At 61.8% G+C, this 16437-nt stretch carries 14 protein-coding genes, 3 rRNA genes and 1 pseudogene; 15 read left to right on the forward strand and 3 right to left on the reverse strand.

The annotated features are described in order from the left end of the window. Positions 1 to 8 precede the first annotated feature (8 nt). From NIBR502770_RS02200 to NIBR502770_RS02220, 5 genes are all read left to right on the forward strand, one after another. Positions 9 to 476, forward strand: coding sequence for an SRPBCC family protein (locus NIBR502770_RS02200; RefSeq protein WP_141157933.1), 468 nt, complete (start codon positions 9 to 11; stop codon positions 474 to 476). An 8-nt stretch (positions 477 to 484) separates the two neighbouring features. Then, positions 485 to 829 (forward strand): iron chaperone, encoded by a 345-nt coding sequence (locus NIBR502770_RS02205; protein WP_141180881.1) that lies wholly within the window; start codon positions 485 to 487, stop codon positions 827 to 829. A 137-nt stretch (positions 830 to 966) separates the two neighbouring features. Beyond that, positions 967 to 1290 carry a hypothetical protein gene (locus tag NIBR502770_RS02210; RefSeq protein ID WP_141180882.1) on the forward strand — a complete coding sequence of 108 codons (324 nt, stop codon included), beginning with the start codon at positions 967 to 969 and terminating at the stop codon, positions 1288 to 1290. A gap of 240 nt (positions 1291 to 1530) precedes the next feature. Then, positions 1531 to 1917: a VOC family protein gene (locus tag NIBR502770_RS02215; RefSeq protein ID WP_141157930.1), complete on the forward strand. Its 387-nt coding sequence runs from the start codon at positions 1531 to 1533 to the stop codon at positions 1915 to 1917. Between the two features lie 137 nt (positions 1918 to 2054). Beyond that, positions 2055 to 2405 (forward strand): cupin domain-containing protein, encoded by a 351-nt coding sequence (locus NIBR502770_RS02220; protein ID WP_141180883.1) that lies wholly within the window; start codon positions 2055 to 2057, stop codon positions 2403 to 2405. 24 nt (positions 2406 to 2429) lie between these two features. Here NIBR502770_RS02220 and NIBR502770_RS02225 read toward each other — a convergent pair whose 3' ends face one another. Together NIBR502770_RS02225 and NIBR502770_RS02230 are read right to left on the reverse strand one after the other, a co-directional pair. Further along, a complete protein-coding gene (locus NIBR502770_RS02225) occupies positions 2430 to 3686 on the reverse strand; it encodes an MFS transporter (protein ID WP_141157928.1) in 1257 nt (418 codons plus the stop codon). After that, the gene (locus NIBR502770_RS02230; protein WP_141180884.1) at positions 3683 to 4144 is read right to left on the reverse strand and encodes a MarR family winged helix-turn-helix transcriptional regulator; all 462 of its coding nucleotides are present in this window, start codon (positions 4142 to 4144) and stop codon (positions 3683 to 3685) included. Before NIBR502770_RS02230 ends, NIBR502770_RS02225 begins: the two co-directional genes overlap by 4 nt. A 133-nt stretch (positions 4145 to 4277) precedes the next feature. Between NIBR502770_RS02230 and NIBR502770_RS02235 the strand changes: the two genes are divergently transcribed. Both NIBR502770_RS02235 and NIBR502770_RS02240 read left to right on the forward strand, forming a co-directional pair. After that, positions 4278 to 4784: a DUF3592 domain-containing protein gene (locus tag NIBR502770_RS02235; RefSeq protein ID WP_141180885.1), complete on the forward strand. Its 507-nt coding sequence runs from the start codon at positions 4278 to 4280 to the stop codon at positions 4782 to 4784. A gap of 78 nt (positions 4785 to 4862) precedes the next feature. Beyond that, a complete protein-coding gene (locus NIBR502770_RS02240; RefSeq protein WP_141180886.1) occupies positions 4863 to 5468 on the forward strand; it encodes a heme-binding protein in 606 nt (201 codons plus the stop codon). Positions 5469 to 5530: 62 nt separating this feature from the next. On the opposite strand, the gene NIBR502770_RS02245 is transcribed toward NIBR502770_RS02240, so the two are convergent. Then, positions 5531 to 5923, reverse strand: a complete 393-nt coding sequence (locus tag NIBR502770_RS02245; RefSeq protein ID WP_141180887.1) for a VOC family protein — start codon at positions 5921 to 5923, stop codon at positions 5531 to 5533. 394 nt (positions 5924 to 6317) lie between these two features. Between NIBR502770_RS02245 and NIBR502770_RS21750 the strand changes: the two genes are divergently transcribed. The 8 genes and pseudogenes from NIBR502770_RS21750 to NIBR502770_RS02280 all read left to right on the forward strand — a co-directional run bounded on the left by NIBR502770_RS21750 (position 6318) and on the right by NIBR502770_RS02280 (position 16437). After that, complete coding sequence (locus NIBR502770_RS21750; RefSeq protein WP_371416483.1) at positions 6318 to 7178, forward strand: HNH endonuclease family protein; 861 nt, start codon at positions 6318 to 6320, stop codon at positions 7176 to 7178. Between the two features lie 22 nt (positions 7179 to 7200). Beyond that, on the forward strand, positions 7201 to 7581 hold the full coding sequence (locus NIBR502770_RS21755) for an excalibur calcium-binding domain-containing protein (protein WP_371416484.1): 381 nt from the start codon (positions 7201 to 7203) through the stop codon (positions 7579 to 7581). Between the two features lie 67 nt (positions 7582 to 7648). Further along, the gene (locus NIBR502770_RS02255) at positions 7649 to 8395 is read left to right on the forward strand and encodes an excalibur calcium-binding domain-containing protein (protein WP_141180888.1); all 747 of its coding nucleotides are present in this window, start codon (positions 7649 to 7651) and stop codon (positions 8393 to 8395) included. Between the two features lie 654 nt (positions 8396 to 9049). Continuing rightward, positions 9050 to 10571: ribosomal RNA gene (locus NIBR502770_RS02260) — 16S ribosomal RNA — on the forward strand. A gap of 500 nt (positions 10572 to 11071) precedes the next feature. Next, a 23S ribosomal RNA gene (locus tag NIBR502770_RS02265) occupies positions 11072 to 14200 on the forward strand. Between the two features lie 164 nt (positions 14201 to 14364). Further along, positions 14365 to 14481 (forward strand): 5S ribosomal RNA (gene rrf, locus NIBR502770_RS02270). The 16S, 23S and 5S rRNA genes sit together here, the layout of an rRNA operon. A gap of 240 nt (positions 14482 to 14721) precedes the next feature. Next, positions 14722 to 15309, forward strand: a pseudogene (locus NIBR502770_RS21760) (phosphotransferase); the annotation flags it as partial. Positions 15310 to 15678: 369 nt separating this feature from the next. Beyond that, a complete protein-coding gene (locus tag NIBR502770_RS02280; protein ID WP_141180889.1) occupies positions 15679 to 16437 on the forward strand; it encodes a LamB/YcsF family protein in 759 nt (252 codons plus the stop codon).

The following is a 16437-nucleotide window of genomic DNA, read 5'->3' on the forward strand; positions in this document are numbered from 1 at the left end:
CTGGGCCCATGTCTACTTTCGAAGTCCGCCGCAGCGCCGTCATCCCCGCCCCCGCCGAGGAGATCTTTCCGTTGGTGAACAACTTCCACGAATGGACCGCTTGGTCCCCCTGGGAGGCGGTCGATCCAGGGATGAGCCGCCGCTACTTCGGCAGTGACGCAGGGACCGGCGCGGGCTATGAGTGGAACGGCAACCGAAAGGCCGGCAGCGGAACCATGGAGATCGTGGAGTCCGTACCTTCGAGCCGCATCGGGATCCGGCTGCAGTTCACCAAGCCGTTCAAGGCCCTGAACCCCACGACGTTCACGTTCAGCCAGGCTCCTGGCGGCACGGAGGTGACGTGGCTGATGACCGGGGAGAACAAAGGGCTCGGAAAGGTCTTTGCGCTGTTCATGAACATGGACAAGATGGTGGGCGGCGACTTTGAGCGGGGCCTGGCCGCGCTGGCCTCCACGGTTGCGGCCAGGAAGAGCTGAGGTTCCCGTTGGGCGCCGTGGACGATGCGCTGGCCGCGCTGGATGAACCGGACCGCAGCTGCCTGCAGCATGTGGTGGAGCTCGCCAGGTCCATCGCCCCGGACACCACGGAGGGCATGAGCTACGGCATGCCCGCGCTGAAGCTGGACGGCAAACCTCTGTTCGCCGCCGTCCACGCAGCCAAGCACCTCTCGATCTTCCCCTTCTCCGGCGCGGTCGTCGCGGCAGTCGCGGACCGGCTGGAAGGGTATTCACTTTCCAAGGGGACCATCCGCTTCACCGCGGCCCACCCCGTGCCGGACGACGTGGTGGAGGACATCGTCCGGCTGCGCATGGCGGAGATCCGGGGATAGAGCAACGGACGACGACGGCCCGCGCCACCTGCGGCCACGCCACCGGAAGGGACGGGCGCCCGGCCGCCGGAGCCCCTGCTGTCCGGCAGGACTTATGGTCCTTCCGAATGCACTGCAGGGGTGCCTAATGTGATGCCATGGCTGACACTCTTGAGTCCCTCGCGGAAAGTTTTAAGAACATGGGCGTCGCCCGCGCGTACGGCGCCCCCGTGAACCTGAACGGGGAGGAGATGGTGCCCGTGGCCCTGGTGTCCTTCGGCTTCGGTGGCGGCACGGAATCCGGGGAGGGTGCCTCCGGCGGGGGAGGCGGCGGGGTTGTGGTGCCGCTTGGTGTCTACCGCACGGTCAACGGCAGGACCGTCTTCCGCCCCAACACCATTGCCGCCCTGGTGTGCCTGGTGCCCCTGATGACGGCAACGGGAGCCGCGGTACGCAAGGCTGTCCGGGCGGCCCGGAAATAGTTCCGGGAGGCAAGGGACCCCCTTAAAAATCCCCTATTTCGCCGCGGGAAATTCAGTTCCATAATGGCCTCGTAGACTTCGGGGACCCCGCTGCGCTGGCTGCTGCCACCGCTCCGCCGGGGTTTCGGGTGGCCGCCCCGGCAGTCGGCGGGAAGGACGGCCACGAGGCCCGGCGGGGGACGGCCGGACCGTTTTCGGGGGAGAGCGACGCCATCACAACAGCAAGGGAAGTTGTTTGTCATGCTCAAAGATATGGAAGTCATGGCTGTGCTGCCTGCGAAGGATATCGACCGGGCCAAGGAATTTTATCGGGACAAGCTGGGGTTTGAGCCCGAGCGGACCATGGCCGATGGCGGCCTTGTCTACCGGTGTGGGAAGGGGACCTCGTTCCTGATTTACCAGACGGACAACGCGGGTTCGGCCAAGAACACGCAAATCGGCTGGGCCAGTGATGATGTCCAGCGCGACGTGGACGAACTCCGTGCCCGCGGCGTCGTTTTCGAAGACTACGACATGCCCGGACTCAAGACCGAGAACGGCATCGCATCAATGGAGGGCTACGGCCAGGCGGCCTGGTTCCTGGACAGCGAGGGCAACATCCTCAACATCTCCTCGATGCCTTCTTGACGGCCAGGGCCCGTAGTGCAGGCCCCGCAATAGAAAGTACGACGCCGGCCCGTGCCGCCCGAAGCACCCGCACCCGGGTGCGTGGCAGCGGCAGGCCGGCGCCGCCGTCGTAAGCAGTCCGGAGGGAAGGGAAAGCGGTGGGCGTGGAAGAAGTGGTGCCGGAGACAAAGGGCGTCTCCATGGAGGTTCTGTCGACGGTGGATCTTGCCGGCGAAATTGAGGGTATGGACGGGCGCCAGCTCCGGATGCGGATGGTGACCATCGAGCCGGGCGGAGTTTTCGGCCCCCTCCATGACCACGTGGGCCGGCCCGGGACGGTTTATGTCCTTCAGGGGACTGTCACGGAGCACCGGGACGGCTTGGTCACCGAGTACGGGCCGGGGGTGGGCTGGCAGGAGGACCGCCACACCACCCACTGGCTCGAGAACAAGGGGACGGTGCCGGTTGTCGAAATCTCGGTGGACATCGTGGCCGCCCCGCAACAGTGATGCCCCGCCACCGCAGCAGCGGGCTCAGACTGCGGGCTCGCGCCTGCCCAGGGCCATCCGGAGTGCGCCGCGCAGGGTGAGCCGGTTGCGCCTGGTGACGGCGATAACGGCGGCGATACCGGCAAGCAGGACCACGATGCCGCCCACCGCGACGGACCAGCGCGCGCCGAACTCGCTGCCGATCCAACCCACCAGCGGCGAACCGATGGCGGTGCCGCCTTGGAGGATGGCCAGGTAGAGGGCCAGTACGCGGCCCCGGAACTGTGGCTCCACGGAGAGCTGGATGCTGGTGTTGCAGCTGTTCAGGAACGTGATGGACGCCAGGCCCACGGGAATCAGGATTGCCGCGTAGACCCAGAACGTCGGGGCGATGCTGCCCAGGACCGTGAAGATGCCCAGTCCCAGCGCTCCGCCCAGCAGGAACCGCAGCCGCGGCCCGGAGCGGCGTGCCGCGAGGAGGGCGCCGGCCAGCGTGCCCACGGCCATGATGGAGCCGAGAAGCCCGAATTCACTGGGTCCCATGCGGAACTCGGTGGTGGCCATCAGCGAGTTGATCACCGGGAAGTTCATGCCGAACGCACCCAGGATGCCCACCAGGACCATGATCAGCATCAGGTCCGGCCGGCGCCGCACGTAACGGATGCCCTCGGCCACCTGGTGCTTGTTCCGCTCGCCCCTCGCGATAGGGGCGGGCTGGGTGGTGCGGATTCGGAACAGCGAAACCAGGACGGCGGCGAAGCTCGCGGCGTTGAGCAGGAACACCGGCCCGGTACCCACCCAGGCGATGAGCACGCCGGCGATGGCAGGCCCGGTGAGCCGGGCGGTGTTGAAGGATGCTGAGTTCAGGGCCACCGCATTGGAAATGTTCTCCTGGCCCACGAGCTCCGATACGAAGGCCTGGCGCGCCGGTGCGTCCACCGCGCTGGCCACGCCCAAGCAGAAGGCGGCCACGTAGGCGTGCCATAGTTGCGCGGTGCCGGTGACCACCAGGAGGCCGATGGCCAGTCCGGTGAAGCCCATGGCCAGCTGCGTCCACATCAGGATGATGCGCTTGCGGTAGCGGTCCGCCAGGACCCCGCCGTAGGGGCCGAAGAGCAGCATTGGCAGGAACTGCAGGCCCGTGGTGAGGCCGACGGCGGCTCCCGAGTGATCGGTAAGGACGGTCAGGACCAGCCAGTCCTGGGCGACGCGCTGCATCCAGGTGCCGATGTTGGAGACGATCGCGCCGCTGGCCCAAATGCGGTAGTTGGGATTTTCGAGGGCGCGGAACATCGCACTCATTTGCCGCTCATTTCCTGCATGATGCGGGCTGCGCGGCTGAGAATGAGCCGGTCTTCCTCACCGAGTCCGGCCACACGCTGCGCCAACCAGGCGGTCCGCTGGCTCCGGGCCTCGGCCAGGACTTTCCTGCCGGCGTCGGTGATGTCCACGCGGACTTGCCGGCCGTCGTCGGGATCGGCGCTCCTGGTAACGAACGCCTGCTCCGCAAGAGCGTTGACGATCCTGGTCATGGACGGTGCCTGGACGTGCTCACTCCTGGCGAGATCGCGCAGGGTGCTGGGGCCGCTGCCGTTCAGGAGGGCCAGGACTGTGTACTGGCCGGGGGTGATGGCGTCTCCGGTGGCCTCGACGCGAAGCCGGCGCGACGTGCGCATCACAGCGGTGCGGAGATCGATGGCGAGGGTGTCGGGGGCGGTGGGGCCGGCGCTTGCCTGGTGCGTCGTTTGGGTGGGGGACATATAGGGGTGTGCGCCTCCTGCTGGCATTTATTAGCACTGCTAATTAGTTCTGCTAACCATTATGCCCTCTTTGGTTGCCGCAGGCAATGGATGGAGGTGTGGTTTTGCTGACAGCTCCGGCACAATGGGAGCCGTGACTGGGCGCAGAACTGACGGAAACCGTAAACCCCCGCTGTCGTGGAAGCGGAAATTGAACCTGGCCGTGACTGTCCTGGTGCTCTGCCTGGGGCCCATCATGATCGGCGTAGGCAGCTTCATGATCAACGCCGATGAGGAGCTCGCCCGTTCTGGTGTCCAGGCGACCGGAACCATCATCCGCTTCGACGACGTCACCAAAGCGTCCGAACGCAGGATGCAGGTGCAATTCCCGGCCGCGGACGGGGCGGTCCACCGGACCTTCGCCGCTGTGGATCACGATCAGTATCCCGTAGTGGGCAGCAGCGTGACGGTCGTCTATGCCGAAAACAATCCCGGGCGGGCCATCGTGCCCGGCTACGAGAGCGACGGCGTTTGGCTGCGTGGAGCCGGGGTTGTCCTGACGGTCATTTTCGGAGTTCTGGGCCTCTTGTACATCGTCCTGGTCGGCAGCGCTGTTCTGCGCGCCAGGTTGCGGCGGCGCCGAACGCCAAAGGTGGTGTAGCCGGAGCTTCCGGCTGTCCGCTCCGGGTCGTACCCCGCCCTGTCCGCTCCCGCCTGACGGGCGTAGGCTGTGCGCACCATGACTGAACAACAGCCCTTTGAGTTGGTCCGGCGCTATCCCCACTTCGAACTTCGCCGGTATCCCGATCACGTGGTCGCCGAGGTGTCGGTGACGGCCGATTTCGACCGGGCAGGCAACGCCGCCTTCCGGTACCTCTTCAACTACATCAGCGGCAACAACACGGCCCGGCAGAAACTGGCGATGACCGCACCGGTGATCCAGGAAGCGGGAGGCCAAAAGCTCGCCATGACCGCACCCGTACTCCAGCGCGGACCGCTGCCTGGATCAGGGGAGCCGGCGGAATTCTCGGTGGCCTTTGTCCTGCCGGCCGGCTTGAATGCCGAAACTGCTCCCGTGCCCACCGATCCCAGGGTCACGGTGCGGGCGGTGCCCGGTTCCCTCGCTGCCGTGCTGGGCTTCTCGGGCAGCGGTTCGGCGTCGGCCTTTGAGCGGCGCAACAACGGTCTGCAGGCGGCGCTCACCCTGGCCGGCCTTACGCCTGTGGGTGCACCGCGGTTCGCCCGCTTCGATCCACCCTTCAAACCCTGGTTCCTGCGGCACAATGAGGTGGTCCAGGATGTGATGGAGCGCCCTCCGGGTGGCGCGGCCCCCGCATCCGGGTAGCGATTCTCCGCTGCCGACGCCCGCTCACCTCTGGGAGCTTCTGGAGCTAAAGCCAGCCCTTCCTAGGGTCTGTGTGCATCCCGGACATGGTCCTGCGTCTGGCCCTGCATGACCCAGCGGTTGCCGTCGGGATCGCTGAAGTAGGCGAACAGGACACCGCCCAGGTCCTGGATCTCGCTGATGTCCGCGCCGCGGCCCACCAGCTCGCTGCGAACCTCGGCGATGTCCGGAACAACCAGTTGCAGGCCCTCGAGGCTGCCTGGGGTCATGGTGGTCATGCCGGTGCCGATGACCACCGACGTGGCAGAGCCAGGGGGCGTCAGCTGGACGACGCGCATGCCCGGGATATGTTCCACGTCATGGTCGAGGACGAAGCCCAGCTTGTCCGTATAAAACGCTTTTGATCTGTCGACGTCGGAAACCGGGACCTGTACAACCTCAAGGCGCATTTGCATGGAGGCCACTCTAGCCTTGGACGTCACGCCAGGGGAACGGCAGGCCCAGATCGATTGCCGGATTGAATTACCGCGCATTTATTAAGCCCCGAAAGCGGAGTGCGACGGGAATTTCTCAAGGTCTCCTCAAGACTGCCTGAATGTTGCCTGAGGATCGCAGTAAGTTGCGTAAACGGAGCAGCGGGGTGCATAGGCTCGGCGGTGATGAGTTTACCGGGCTATGCAGCAGGCCCGGGATTGCGGGGGCAAAACTCTCTGGGCCCCCTTGTATATGGGGAAATGAATGTCCGACTATGACACCCTCTTGGGGTTTGTTCCTTCCGCGCCTGCGCCGAAGCCGCCACGGAAACCGCGCTTTTCCACTTTCATTGTTGCCGGTATTACCGGGCTGTTCATGCTTTTCGGAGCACTGGGCGGCGGCATTGGCGGAGCCCTGATTGTCCTGGGCATTTCAACTGCTCTTACCGGTCTTTATGTACTCCTCACCGGACGGCGCTCCTGGGCGTGGCTTCCCGCAAAACGCAAGGCAGGCGCCGTCGCAATCGCCGCGGCGCTGGCGCTGTTCATCGGCGGCGCTGCCGCGCTGCCGCGCGTCGCCGGCGCGGACCTGGAGGCAGCCTCCTCGGAAAGCACTGCGAAGGCGGCCCCGGCGAAAGCGAGCCCGACGGCGACAGCCAAGGCATCGCCGTCGGCCACACCAACTGCCACGCCGACGGACACCGGGGAGCCGCTGGACCCGGAGAGTCCAAGCGTTCTTGCCGCCGGTGCCCCCGCGGCCGCGCCCAATGCGCAGCCAGCGTACGCAAGCAAGGCGCTGGACGTATTGGCAACCTTGCCGATCAAGGGCCGGGCGCCGAAGACGGGGTACGACCGCGCGCAGTTCGGCCAGGCGTGGGCAGACGTGGACCGGAATGGGTGCGATACGCGCAACGACATCCTCAAACGCGACCTCACCGGCGTGTCGTACACGAACAGTGTGCCGTGCAAGGTGCAGTCGGGAACGCTGGCCGACCCCTACACGGGCAAGACCATCAGCTTTGCCAGGGGTTCGGCCACCAGCAGTGCCGTCCAGATCGACCACGTGGTGGCCTTGAGCGACGCCTGGCAGAAGGGCGCGCAGCAGCTGACCGCCGAGCAGCGGACGGCGTTCGCCAACGATCCGCTGAACCTGCAGGCCACGGACGGTCCCACCAACCAGCAAAAGGGCGACGGCGATGCGGCCACCTGGTTGCCGCCGAAAGGGCTTCCGCTGTGAGTACGTTGCCCGGCAGGTTTCCGTGAAGGCGACATACGGGCTGTGGGTCACGCAGGCCGAGCACGATGCGATTGCCCGGATCCTGGGCGACTGCGCCGGGCAGCTGGCGCCGACCAACCAGCTGCCGCCGGCACCTGCCGCCGCTGCTGTACCTGCTCCACCTGCCGCCGCTCCTGTACCTGCTCCCGCTCCGGCAGGACCCGCACCGGCACCTGCCGCCGTCGCCCCTGCTCCTGTTGCACCAGCGCCCGTGGTCCCGGCTCCTGCCGTGCCGGCACCTGCCGCTGCCTACTACGCCAACTGCGCGGCGGTGAGGGCGGCAGGAGCCGCGCCGCTCTCCGCCGGGCAAGCCGGTTACCGGCCCGCGCTGGACCGTGACTCCGACGGAGTCGCCTGCGAGTAGCCGCCGGATCTTTCCTCGGGCCTCGGCCCAACCGCATCACCACCACATCGCATTCCTAGGGGGAATCATGAACAACAACCTGTATGCCGCCCACCCGGTCACCGGGCGGCTGAAGAAATCGTTGGCGCTTGCCGTCCTGGCCGGCCTGTTGCTGACCGGCTGCGGAGGCAAGCAGGCATCCGTCGAACCCGCATCCGCTGCGACATCCACAGCCACCGCCACGGCAGGGGCGTCTGTTGCCGTTCCAGGTGTGGTGGGCCTGACCCTGGACAAGGCCACGGACCAACTAAAGGGTCTCGGCTTCAAGGTTGAGGCCAAGGACATCGTGGACGGCAAGACCATCATCGTGGAGAAGAACTGGCAGGTGATGACTCAGGATCCCGCCAGCGGCGCCACAGCAGCGAAGGGCTCCACCGTGCACCTCGGCGTGAAGTCGCTCGACAAAATTGCCGCAGAGAAGGCGGCTGCCGAGAAGGTCGCCGCCGACAAGGCTGCCGCCGAAAAGGCTGCAGCTAAAGCGGTAGCGGACAAGGCCGCTGCCGAAAAAGCCGCGGCTGACAAGGCCTCCGCCGATCAGGCTGCTGCTGCAAAGGCTGCAGCCGACCAAGCGGCCCGGGACGCAGCTGCCAAGGCGGCCGCCGACCAGCAGTCGGCGCAGAAATTTGTCCAGGCACCGGCCCAAGCACCCGCAACTGCCTACTACGCCAACTGCACCGCCGCGAAGAATGCCGGCGCCGCGCCGTTGCACAGGGGTCAGCCAGGATACAGCTCCTCTTTGGACCGCGACGGCGATGGTGTCGCCTGCGAGCGATAAACGAATCGGGCAGTACTAAGACGAGCTGTGGACGCTCCCCTTTGTTGGGAGGCGTCCACAGCTCGTTCGGTAGCGGTTCCAACGGCGGTCATGGCCGTGGTGGTGCAGTGTGCGGCAGCACACACAGCGGACTTACGACGCCGGCAGCCTGCTTGGGTGCCCGAAACGCCCCTCCTGCCCCGGAATTCCGCGGATTCGCCACCACCTTCCGCCCGATTTGCGGTGGGGGTTGTGTGCGGGTATTGTTTTCTGAGTCGCCGCCGCTGAAGCGGAAAAATAGCGGCCAACCCCCCTTTTGAACGGCCTGAAAAATGGTTCGCTTTTTGTGCGTGCTGTTGGTGGGTGGGGGCTGATCTTGGTGGTTTTGGGTCACGGAGACGTGGTTTGCAAAGCCGGGTGGGATCGGGTAACTTTGAAAAGTTGCTCCGGAGCGATCCTGAATGTTTGGTTTGGGTGGTGCCGGGTGTGTCTGTTGTTTGAGAACTCAATAGTGTGCCAAGTTTGTTGATACCGATTATGTAATGTGATTGGTTGAATTTGCTGGGCCTGTCCACCCCGTGGATTGGGCCTGGTTTTTACAGCTGGTTTCAAATTTTGCAGTGCGGTTTCCGCGTTATTTCCGTGGTTCCGTGTTGTGTCTGTTTTTGTTTTACTTCAACGGAGAGTTTGATCCTGGCTCAGGATGAACGCTGGCGGCGTGCTTAACACATGCAAGTCGAACGATGATGCCCACTTGTGGGTGGATTAGTGGCGAACGGGTGAGTAACACGTGAGTAACCTGCCCTTGACTCTGGGATAAGCCTGGGAAACTGGGTCTAATACCGGATATGACCTTCCATCGCATGGTGGTTGGTGGAAAGCTTTTGTGGTTTTGGATGGACTCGCGGCCTATCAGCTTGTTGGTGGGGTAATGGCCTACCAAGGCGACGACGGGTAGCCGGCCTGAGAGGGTGACCGGCCACACTGGGACTGAGACACGGCCCAGACTCCTACGGGAGGCAGCAGTGGGGAATATTGCACAATGGGCGCAAGCCTGATGCAGCGACGCCGCGTGAGGGATGACGGCCTTCGGGTTGTAAACCTCTTTCAGTAGGGAAGAAGCGTAAGTGACGGTACCTGCAGAAGAAGCGCCGGCTAACTACGTGCCAGCAGCCGCGGTAATACGTAGGGCGCAAGCGTTATCCGGAATTATTGGGCGTAAAGAGCTCGTAGGCGGTTTGTCGCGTCTGCCGTGAAAGTCCGGGGCTCAACTCCGGATCTGCGGTGGGTACGGGCAGACTAGAGTGATGTAGGGGAGACTGGAATTCCTGGTGTAGCGGTGAAATGCGCAGATATCAGGAGGAACACCGATGGCGAAGGCAGGTCTCTGGGCATTAACTGACGCTGAGGAGCGAAAGCATGGGGAGCGAACAGGATTAGATACCCTGGTAGTCCATGCCGTAAACGTTGGGCACTAGGTGTGGGGGACATTCCACGTTTTCCGCGCCGTAGCTAACGCATTAAGTGCCCCGCCTGGGGAGTACGGCCGCAAGGCTAAAACTCAAAGGAATTGACGGGGGCCCGCACAAGCGGCGGAGCATGCGGATTAATTCGATGCAACGCGAAGAACCTTACCAAGGCTTGACATGAACCGGAAAGATCTGGAAACAGGTCCCCCACTTGTGGTCGGTTTACAGGTGGTGCATGGTTGTCGTCAGCTCGTGTCGTGAGATGTTGGGTTAAGTCCCGCAACGAGCGCAACCCTCGTTCTATGTTGCCAGCACGTGATGGTGGGGACTCATAGGAGACTGCCGGGGTCAACTCGGAGGAAGGTGGGGACGACGTCAAATCATCATGCCCCTTATGTCTTGGGCTTCACGCATGCTACAATGGCCGGTACAAAGGGTTGCGATACTGTGAGGTGGAGCTAATCCCAAAAAGCCGGTCTCAGTTCGGATTGGGGTCTGCAACTCGACCCCATGAAGTCGGAGTCGCTAGTAATCGCAGATCAGCAACGCTGCGGTGAATACGTTCCCGGGCCTTGTACACACCGCCCGTCAAGTCACGAAAGTTGGTAACACCCGAAGCCGGTGGCCTAACCCCTTGTGGGAGGGAGCTGTCGAAGGTGGGACTGGCGATTGGGACTAAGTCGTAACAAGGTAGCCGTACCGGAAGGTGCGGCTGGATCACCTCCTTTCTAAGGAGCACCTACAACAACCGGTCACCAGCGCATGTTGGTGGTGTGGTGTTGTCAGGAAGCAAGCCCGTAGCACGGACGATTGTTCCGTGGCGGGTGCTCATGGGTGGAATATCAACAAATAGCGGCCGCGTGTTTTTGTGTCTTGTCTAGTACGAGCCAGTGATGGTTCTGGAACGGTGGGCGTGGGGATGCGTGGTTTTGTGTTTGGCACACTGTTGGGTCCTGAGGCAACAGGACCACGGGAATGGTCCCTGCCTTTGGTGGGGGTTGTTCTGGTGGGTTTGTGTGTTTCTGGTTTCCCTGCCATGACGGTCCACGCACGTGTGTGTGGGGTGTGTGGTGTGGGGTTGTTGTTTGAGAACTACATAGTGGACGCGAGCATCTTGTATAAGAAGCAATTTCCAAGAATATGAACCTGGATCTGGTTCGTGTGCCCTTTTGGGTGTGCGGGGCAGTTTCTGTGGTTCTCTCGAGTGTTTTTTGTTTTTGATCTTTGTGGTCAAGTTTTTAAGAGCACACGGTGGATGCCTTGGCATTAGGAGCCGAAGAAGGACGTAGGAATCTGCGATAAGCCTGGGGGAGTCGATAACCGGACTGTGATCCCAGGGTGTCCGAATGGGGAAACCCCGCTGAGCGCGCGAGTGACTTGGTGACCCGTACCTGAACACATAGGGTGCGTGGGGGGAACGCGGGGAAGTGAAACATCTCAGTACCCGCAGGAAGAGAAAACAATAGTGATTCCGTTAGTAGTGGCGAGCGAACGCGGATCAGGCTAAACCGTTCCATGTGTGATAGCCGGCGGGCGTTGCATGGTCGGGGTTGTGGGACTTTCCGTACCAGTTCTGCCGGGCTGGTGGGGTGTGATGTGCGCGCATAGGTGAACGGTTTTGAAAGGCCGGCCAGAGAGGGTGTTAGTCCCGTAACCGTAATGTGTTTGTACCGCCTGTGAGAGTATCCCAAGTAGTACGGGGCCCGAGAAATCCCGTGCGAATCTGTCAGGACCACCTGATAAGCCTAAATACTCCCTAATGACCGATAGCGGACCAGTACCGTGAGGGAAAGGTGAAAAGTACCCCGGGAGGGGAGTGAAACAGTACCTGAAACCGTGTGCTTACAATCCGTCGGAGCCGGCTCTGTTCTGGTGACGGCGTGCCTTTTGAAGAATGAGCCTGCGAGTTAGTGTTACGTCGCGAGGTTAACCCGTGTGGGGCAGCCGTAGCGAAAGCGAGTCTGAATAGGGCGTGTGAGTGGCGTGATCTAGACCCGAAGCGAAGTGATCTACCCATGGCCAGGTTGAAGCGACGGTAAGACGTCGTGGAGGACCGAACCCACTTCAGTTGAAAATGGAGGGGATGAGCTGTGGGTAGGGGTGAAAGGCCAATCAAACTTCGTGATAGCTGGTTCTCCCCGAAATGCATTTAGGTGCAGCGTTGCGTGTTTCTTGCTGGAGGTAGAGCTACTGGATGGCTAATGGGCCCTACAAGGTTACTGACGTCAGCCAAACTCCGAATGCCGGTAAGTGAGAGCGCAGCAGTGAGACTGTGGGGGATAAGCTTCATAGTCGAGAGGGAAACAGCCCAGACCACCAACTAAGGCCCCTAAGCGTGTGCTAAGTGGGAAAGGATGTGGAGTTGCCCAGACAACCAGGAGGTTGGCTTAGAAGCAGCCACCCTTAAAAGAGTGCGTAATAGCTCACTGGTCAAGTGATTCCGCGCCGACAATGTAGCGGGGCTCAAGTACACCGCCGAAGTTGTGGCATTCACATATTTTCCAAGCCTTTGTGGTTCAGGAGTGTGGATGGGTAGGGGAGCGTCGTGTGGGCAGTGAAGCTGCGGTGTAAACCAGTGGTGGAGCCTACACGAGTGAGAATGCAGGCATGAGTAGCGAAAGACGGGTGAGAAACCCGTCCGCCGAATGATCAAGGGTTCCAGGGTCAAGCTAATCTGCCCTGGGTAAGTCGGGACCTAAGGCGAGGCCGACAGGCGTAGTCGATGGACAACGGGTTGATATTCCCGTACCGGCGAAAAACCGTCCATGTTGAACAGGGGATACTAACCGCCCGAGACCTGCCTGACACCCCTTGTGGGTGAAGGGTTTTGGTGGAGCGCGGGACCTGATCCTGGGAGGCAAGCGTATTAACAGGTGTGACGCAGGAAGGTAGCCGAGCCGGGCGATGGTTGTCCCGGTCTAAGGATGTAGGGCGAGTGGTAGGCAAATCCGCCATTCATGGTGCCTGAGATCTGATGGGACCCCCGTTTGGGGGGATTTGGTGATCCTATGCTGCCGAGAAAAGCATCGACGCGAGGTTTTAGCCGCCCGTACCCCAAACCGACACAGGTGATCAGGTAGAGAATACTAAGGCGATCGAGAGAATTATGGTTAAGGAACTCGGCAAAATGCCCCCGTAACTTCGGGAGAAGGGGGGCCCCAACCTTGATACACCTTCGCGGTGTGGAGGGGATCGGGGCCGCAGAGACCAGGGGGAAGCGACTGTTTACTAAAAACACAGGTCCGTGCGAAGTCGCAAGACGATGTATACGGACTGACTCCTGCCCGGTGCTGGAAGGTTAAGAGGACCGGTTAGCCGCAAGGCGAAGCTGAGAATTTAAGCCCCAGTAAACGGCGGTGGTAACTATAACCATCCTAAGGTAGCGAAATTCCTTGTCGGGTAAGTTCCGACCTGCACGAATGGAGTAACGACTTCCCCGCTGTCTCAACCATAAACTCGGCGAAATTGCAGTACGAGTAAAGATGCTCGTTACGCGCAGCAGGACGGAAAGACCCCGAGACCTTTACTATAGTTTGGTATTGGTGTTCGGAGTGGCTTGTGTAGGATAGGTGGGAGACGTTGAAGCCCGGACGCCAGTTCGGGTGGAGTCATCGTTGAAATACCACTCTGGTCACTTTGGACATCTAACTTCGGCCCGTAATCCGGGTCAGGGACAGTGCCTGATGGGTAGTTTAACTGGGGCGGTTGCCTCCTAAAAAGTAACGGAGGCGCCCAAAGGTTCCCTCAGCCTGGTTGGCAATCAGGTGTCGAGTGTAAGTGCACAAGGGAGCTTGACTGTGAGAGAGACATCTCGAGCAGGGACGAAAGTCGGGACTAGTGATCCGGCGGTACATTGTGGAATGGCCGTCGCTCAACGGATAAAAGGTACCTCGGGGATAACAGGCTGATCTTGCCCAAGAGTCCATATCGACGGCATGGTTTGGCACCTCGATGTCGGCTCGTCGCATCCTGGGGCTGGAGTAGGTCCCAAGGGTTGGGCTGTTCGCCCATTAAAGCGGTACGCGAGCTGGGTTTAGAACGTCGTGAGACAGTTCGGTCCCTATCCGCTGCGCGCGCAGGAAATTTGAGAAGGGCTGTCCTTAGTACGAGAGGACCGGGACGGACGAACCTCTGGTGTGTCAGTTGTACTGCCAAGTGCACCGCTGATTAGCTACGTTCGGATGGGATAACCGCTGAAAGCATCTAAGCGGGAAGCTCGCTTCAAGATGAGATTTCCATACACATTTATGTGTGAGAGGCCCCCAGCCAGACCACTGGGTTGATAGGCCGGATGTGGAAGCGAGGACTAACGACTCGTGAAGCTGACCGGTACTAATAGGCCAACAACTTACACCACACAGATACATACAAAACTCTGCTTGCGTCCACTATGTGGTTCCCAACCAACAACCCCCCACGACGGGTTGTCACGGCACGGAACCAACACAACTAAATAACAACACCATGTTGTAACCACAAAACTTCCCACCAACCCCCCAGGGTTGGGCCGGGTACAAGGGTTACGGCGGTCATAGCGTGGGGGAAACGCCCGGTCCCATTCCGAACCCGGAAGCTAAGACCCACAGCGCCGATGGTACTGCACCCGGGAGGGTGTGGGAGAGTAGGTCACCGCCGGAACAACTATTAATGGTCGAGGCCCCAACCACACGGTTGGGGCCTCCCACATTTAACATCAGCAACCAAATCAGGGCTACCGGCTGCCCAACCGGCGAAGCGTAAAATGGCAGTCGCTTCACTAGCTGGCCGGAGTGGTTTGCGGTATCTACCGGATATTCTTCGGGAATGGATTCCTGGCACCGGAACCGGCTGAGCAAGGGGCAGGCAGAGCTTGTGGAATCGTGGCTCCCGGGTCTGCGAATGCTCAACGATCTGTCTTGGAACCTCGCAGATACCGCGGTCCTCGAAGTGGAACACGGGCAGCGCAGATACATTGTCAAAGCCGGCAGTCCTTCCAACCACCACATAGAGGGTGAGATTGCAGCCCACCAGTCTTCCGTCCATGTCTTGGCGCGCCAGATCCGTGCGCCAAGGCTTGTTCGCGCTGACCTCCTTTTGAACATCCTGGTCACGGAGTATCTGGACGGTTGTCTGGTGGAAGGCTCAGAAGCCGAATACGCGACTGCTACATACGTTCAAGCAGGGTCTCTCCTTCGCGCTTTTCATGACCAGGCCGCGCGTACTGATCGGGATTATGAATCGGCCGCCACCGCAAAAGCCTTGGCGTGGCTCTATGGACGGCACCGTATCGAGGAGTATGTCGCAGAACGGGCCGCCGCCCTACTTGGTGCCTATGAGCCCGAACCGGTTATTGTCGTCCCGACTCACGGTGACTGGCAGCCGCGCAACTGGCTTATTAACGGTACCGAGCTGAGGGTCATCGACTTTGGCAGATATGAGTTAAGACCGGCTGCCAGCGATCTCAGTCGACTTGCCGTGCAGCAATGGCGTGCGGTCCCTCGGCTGGAGGAGGCTTTTTTCGCAGGCTACGGTTCAGATCCCGGGGCACTAAGCTCTGGAACGTTATGCAGCTGCGGGAAGCCGTTTCCACGGCTGCCTGGGCCTACCGGGTTGGCGATCAAAAGTTTGAGGAACAGGGCCACCGCATGCTCCGCGACGCCCTGGGCAAATTCTGAGGCGCTCTTTACCCCGGCAGGGTCGCTGGAAAGTCCGCAGGATGTGATGGGGCGTCCGCGGGAAAGCTGCAGGATGTGATGGCGCGTCGCGGGGCGGGGCAGTAACAGGGATTATGGATTGTTGAACAATCCTGATTTTTAGGGCATTCTTGAAGGACACCAATCCGAGACGGAGATCACAATGCCCAGCATCGACTTGAACAGCGACGTCGGCGAGTCCTTCGGGAACTGGTCCTTCGGCGATGACGCCGCTATTTTCGAGAGTGTGTCCAGTGCCAACGTGGCGTGCGGCTTCCACGCCGGCGATCCTGTGGGCATCATGGCCACCTGCCAGGCCGCCGTAAAGGCCGGTGTCACCGTCGGCGCCCACCCCGGTTACCGGGACCTGGCCGGATTCGGCCGGCGCTTCGTGGACATGACCACGGAAGAGCTGACCGCTGACGTCGTCTACCAGATCGGCGCCGTCCAGGCAGTAGCCCTCGCAGCCGGAACAGCCGTCCGCTACGTCAAGCCCCACGGCGCCCTCTATAACACCATCGTGAACCACCCCAGGCAGGCCGGCGCTGTGGTCGCAGCGATCCTCGCGGTGGACCCCACGCTGCCCCTCATGGTGCTTCCGAACTCCGAGATCCAGCGCCAGGCAGAAGCTGCCGGGCTGCGGACCGTGGCCGAGGCCTTCGCCGACCGGGCCTACAACCCTGACGGCACCCTGGTCTCCCGCCGCGAACCCGGAGCGGTGCTGCACGAGGTAAAGGACGTCGTCGAGCACGTCCTCCGCCTGGCCACCGACGGTTTGGTCCGTGCCATCGACGGATCCCTGGTCCCCGTCAAGGCCGAGAGCATTTGCCTGCACGGTGACACTCCCGGGTCCGTGGCCATGGCCGCTGCCGTCCGCGCCGCACTGGTGGACGCCGGCATCCAGATCCAGAGCTTCGCCTAG

The organism is Pseudarthrobacter sp. NIBRBAC000502770, assembly GCF_006517815.1.
Classification (GTDB): domain Bacteria; phylum Actinomycetota; class Actinomycetes; order Actinomycetales; family Micrococcaceae; genus Arthrobacter; species Arthrobacter niigatensis.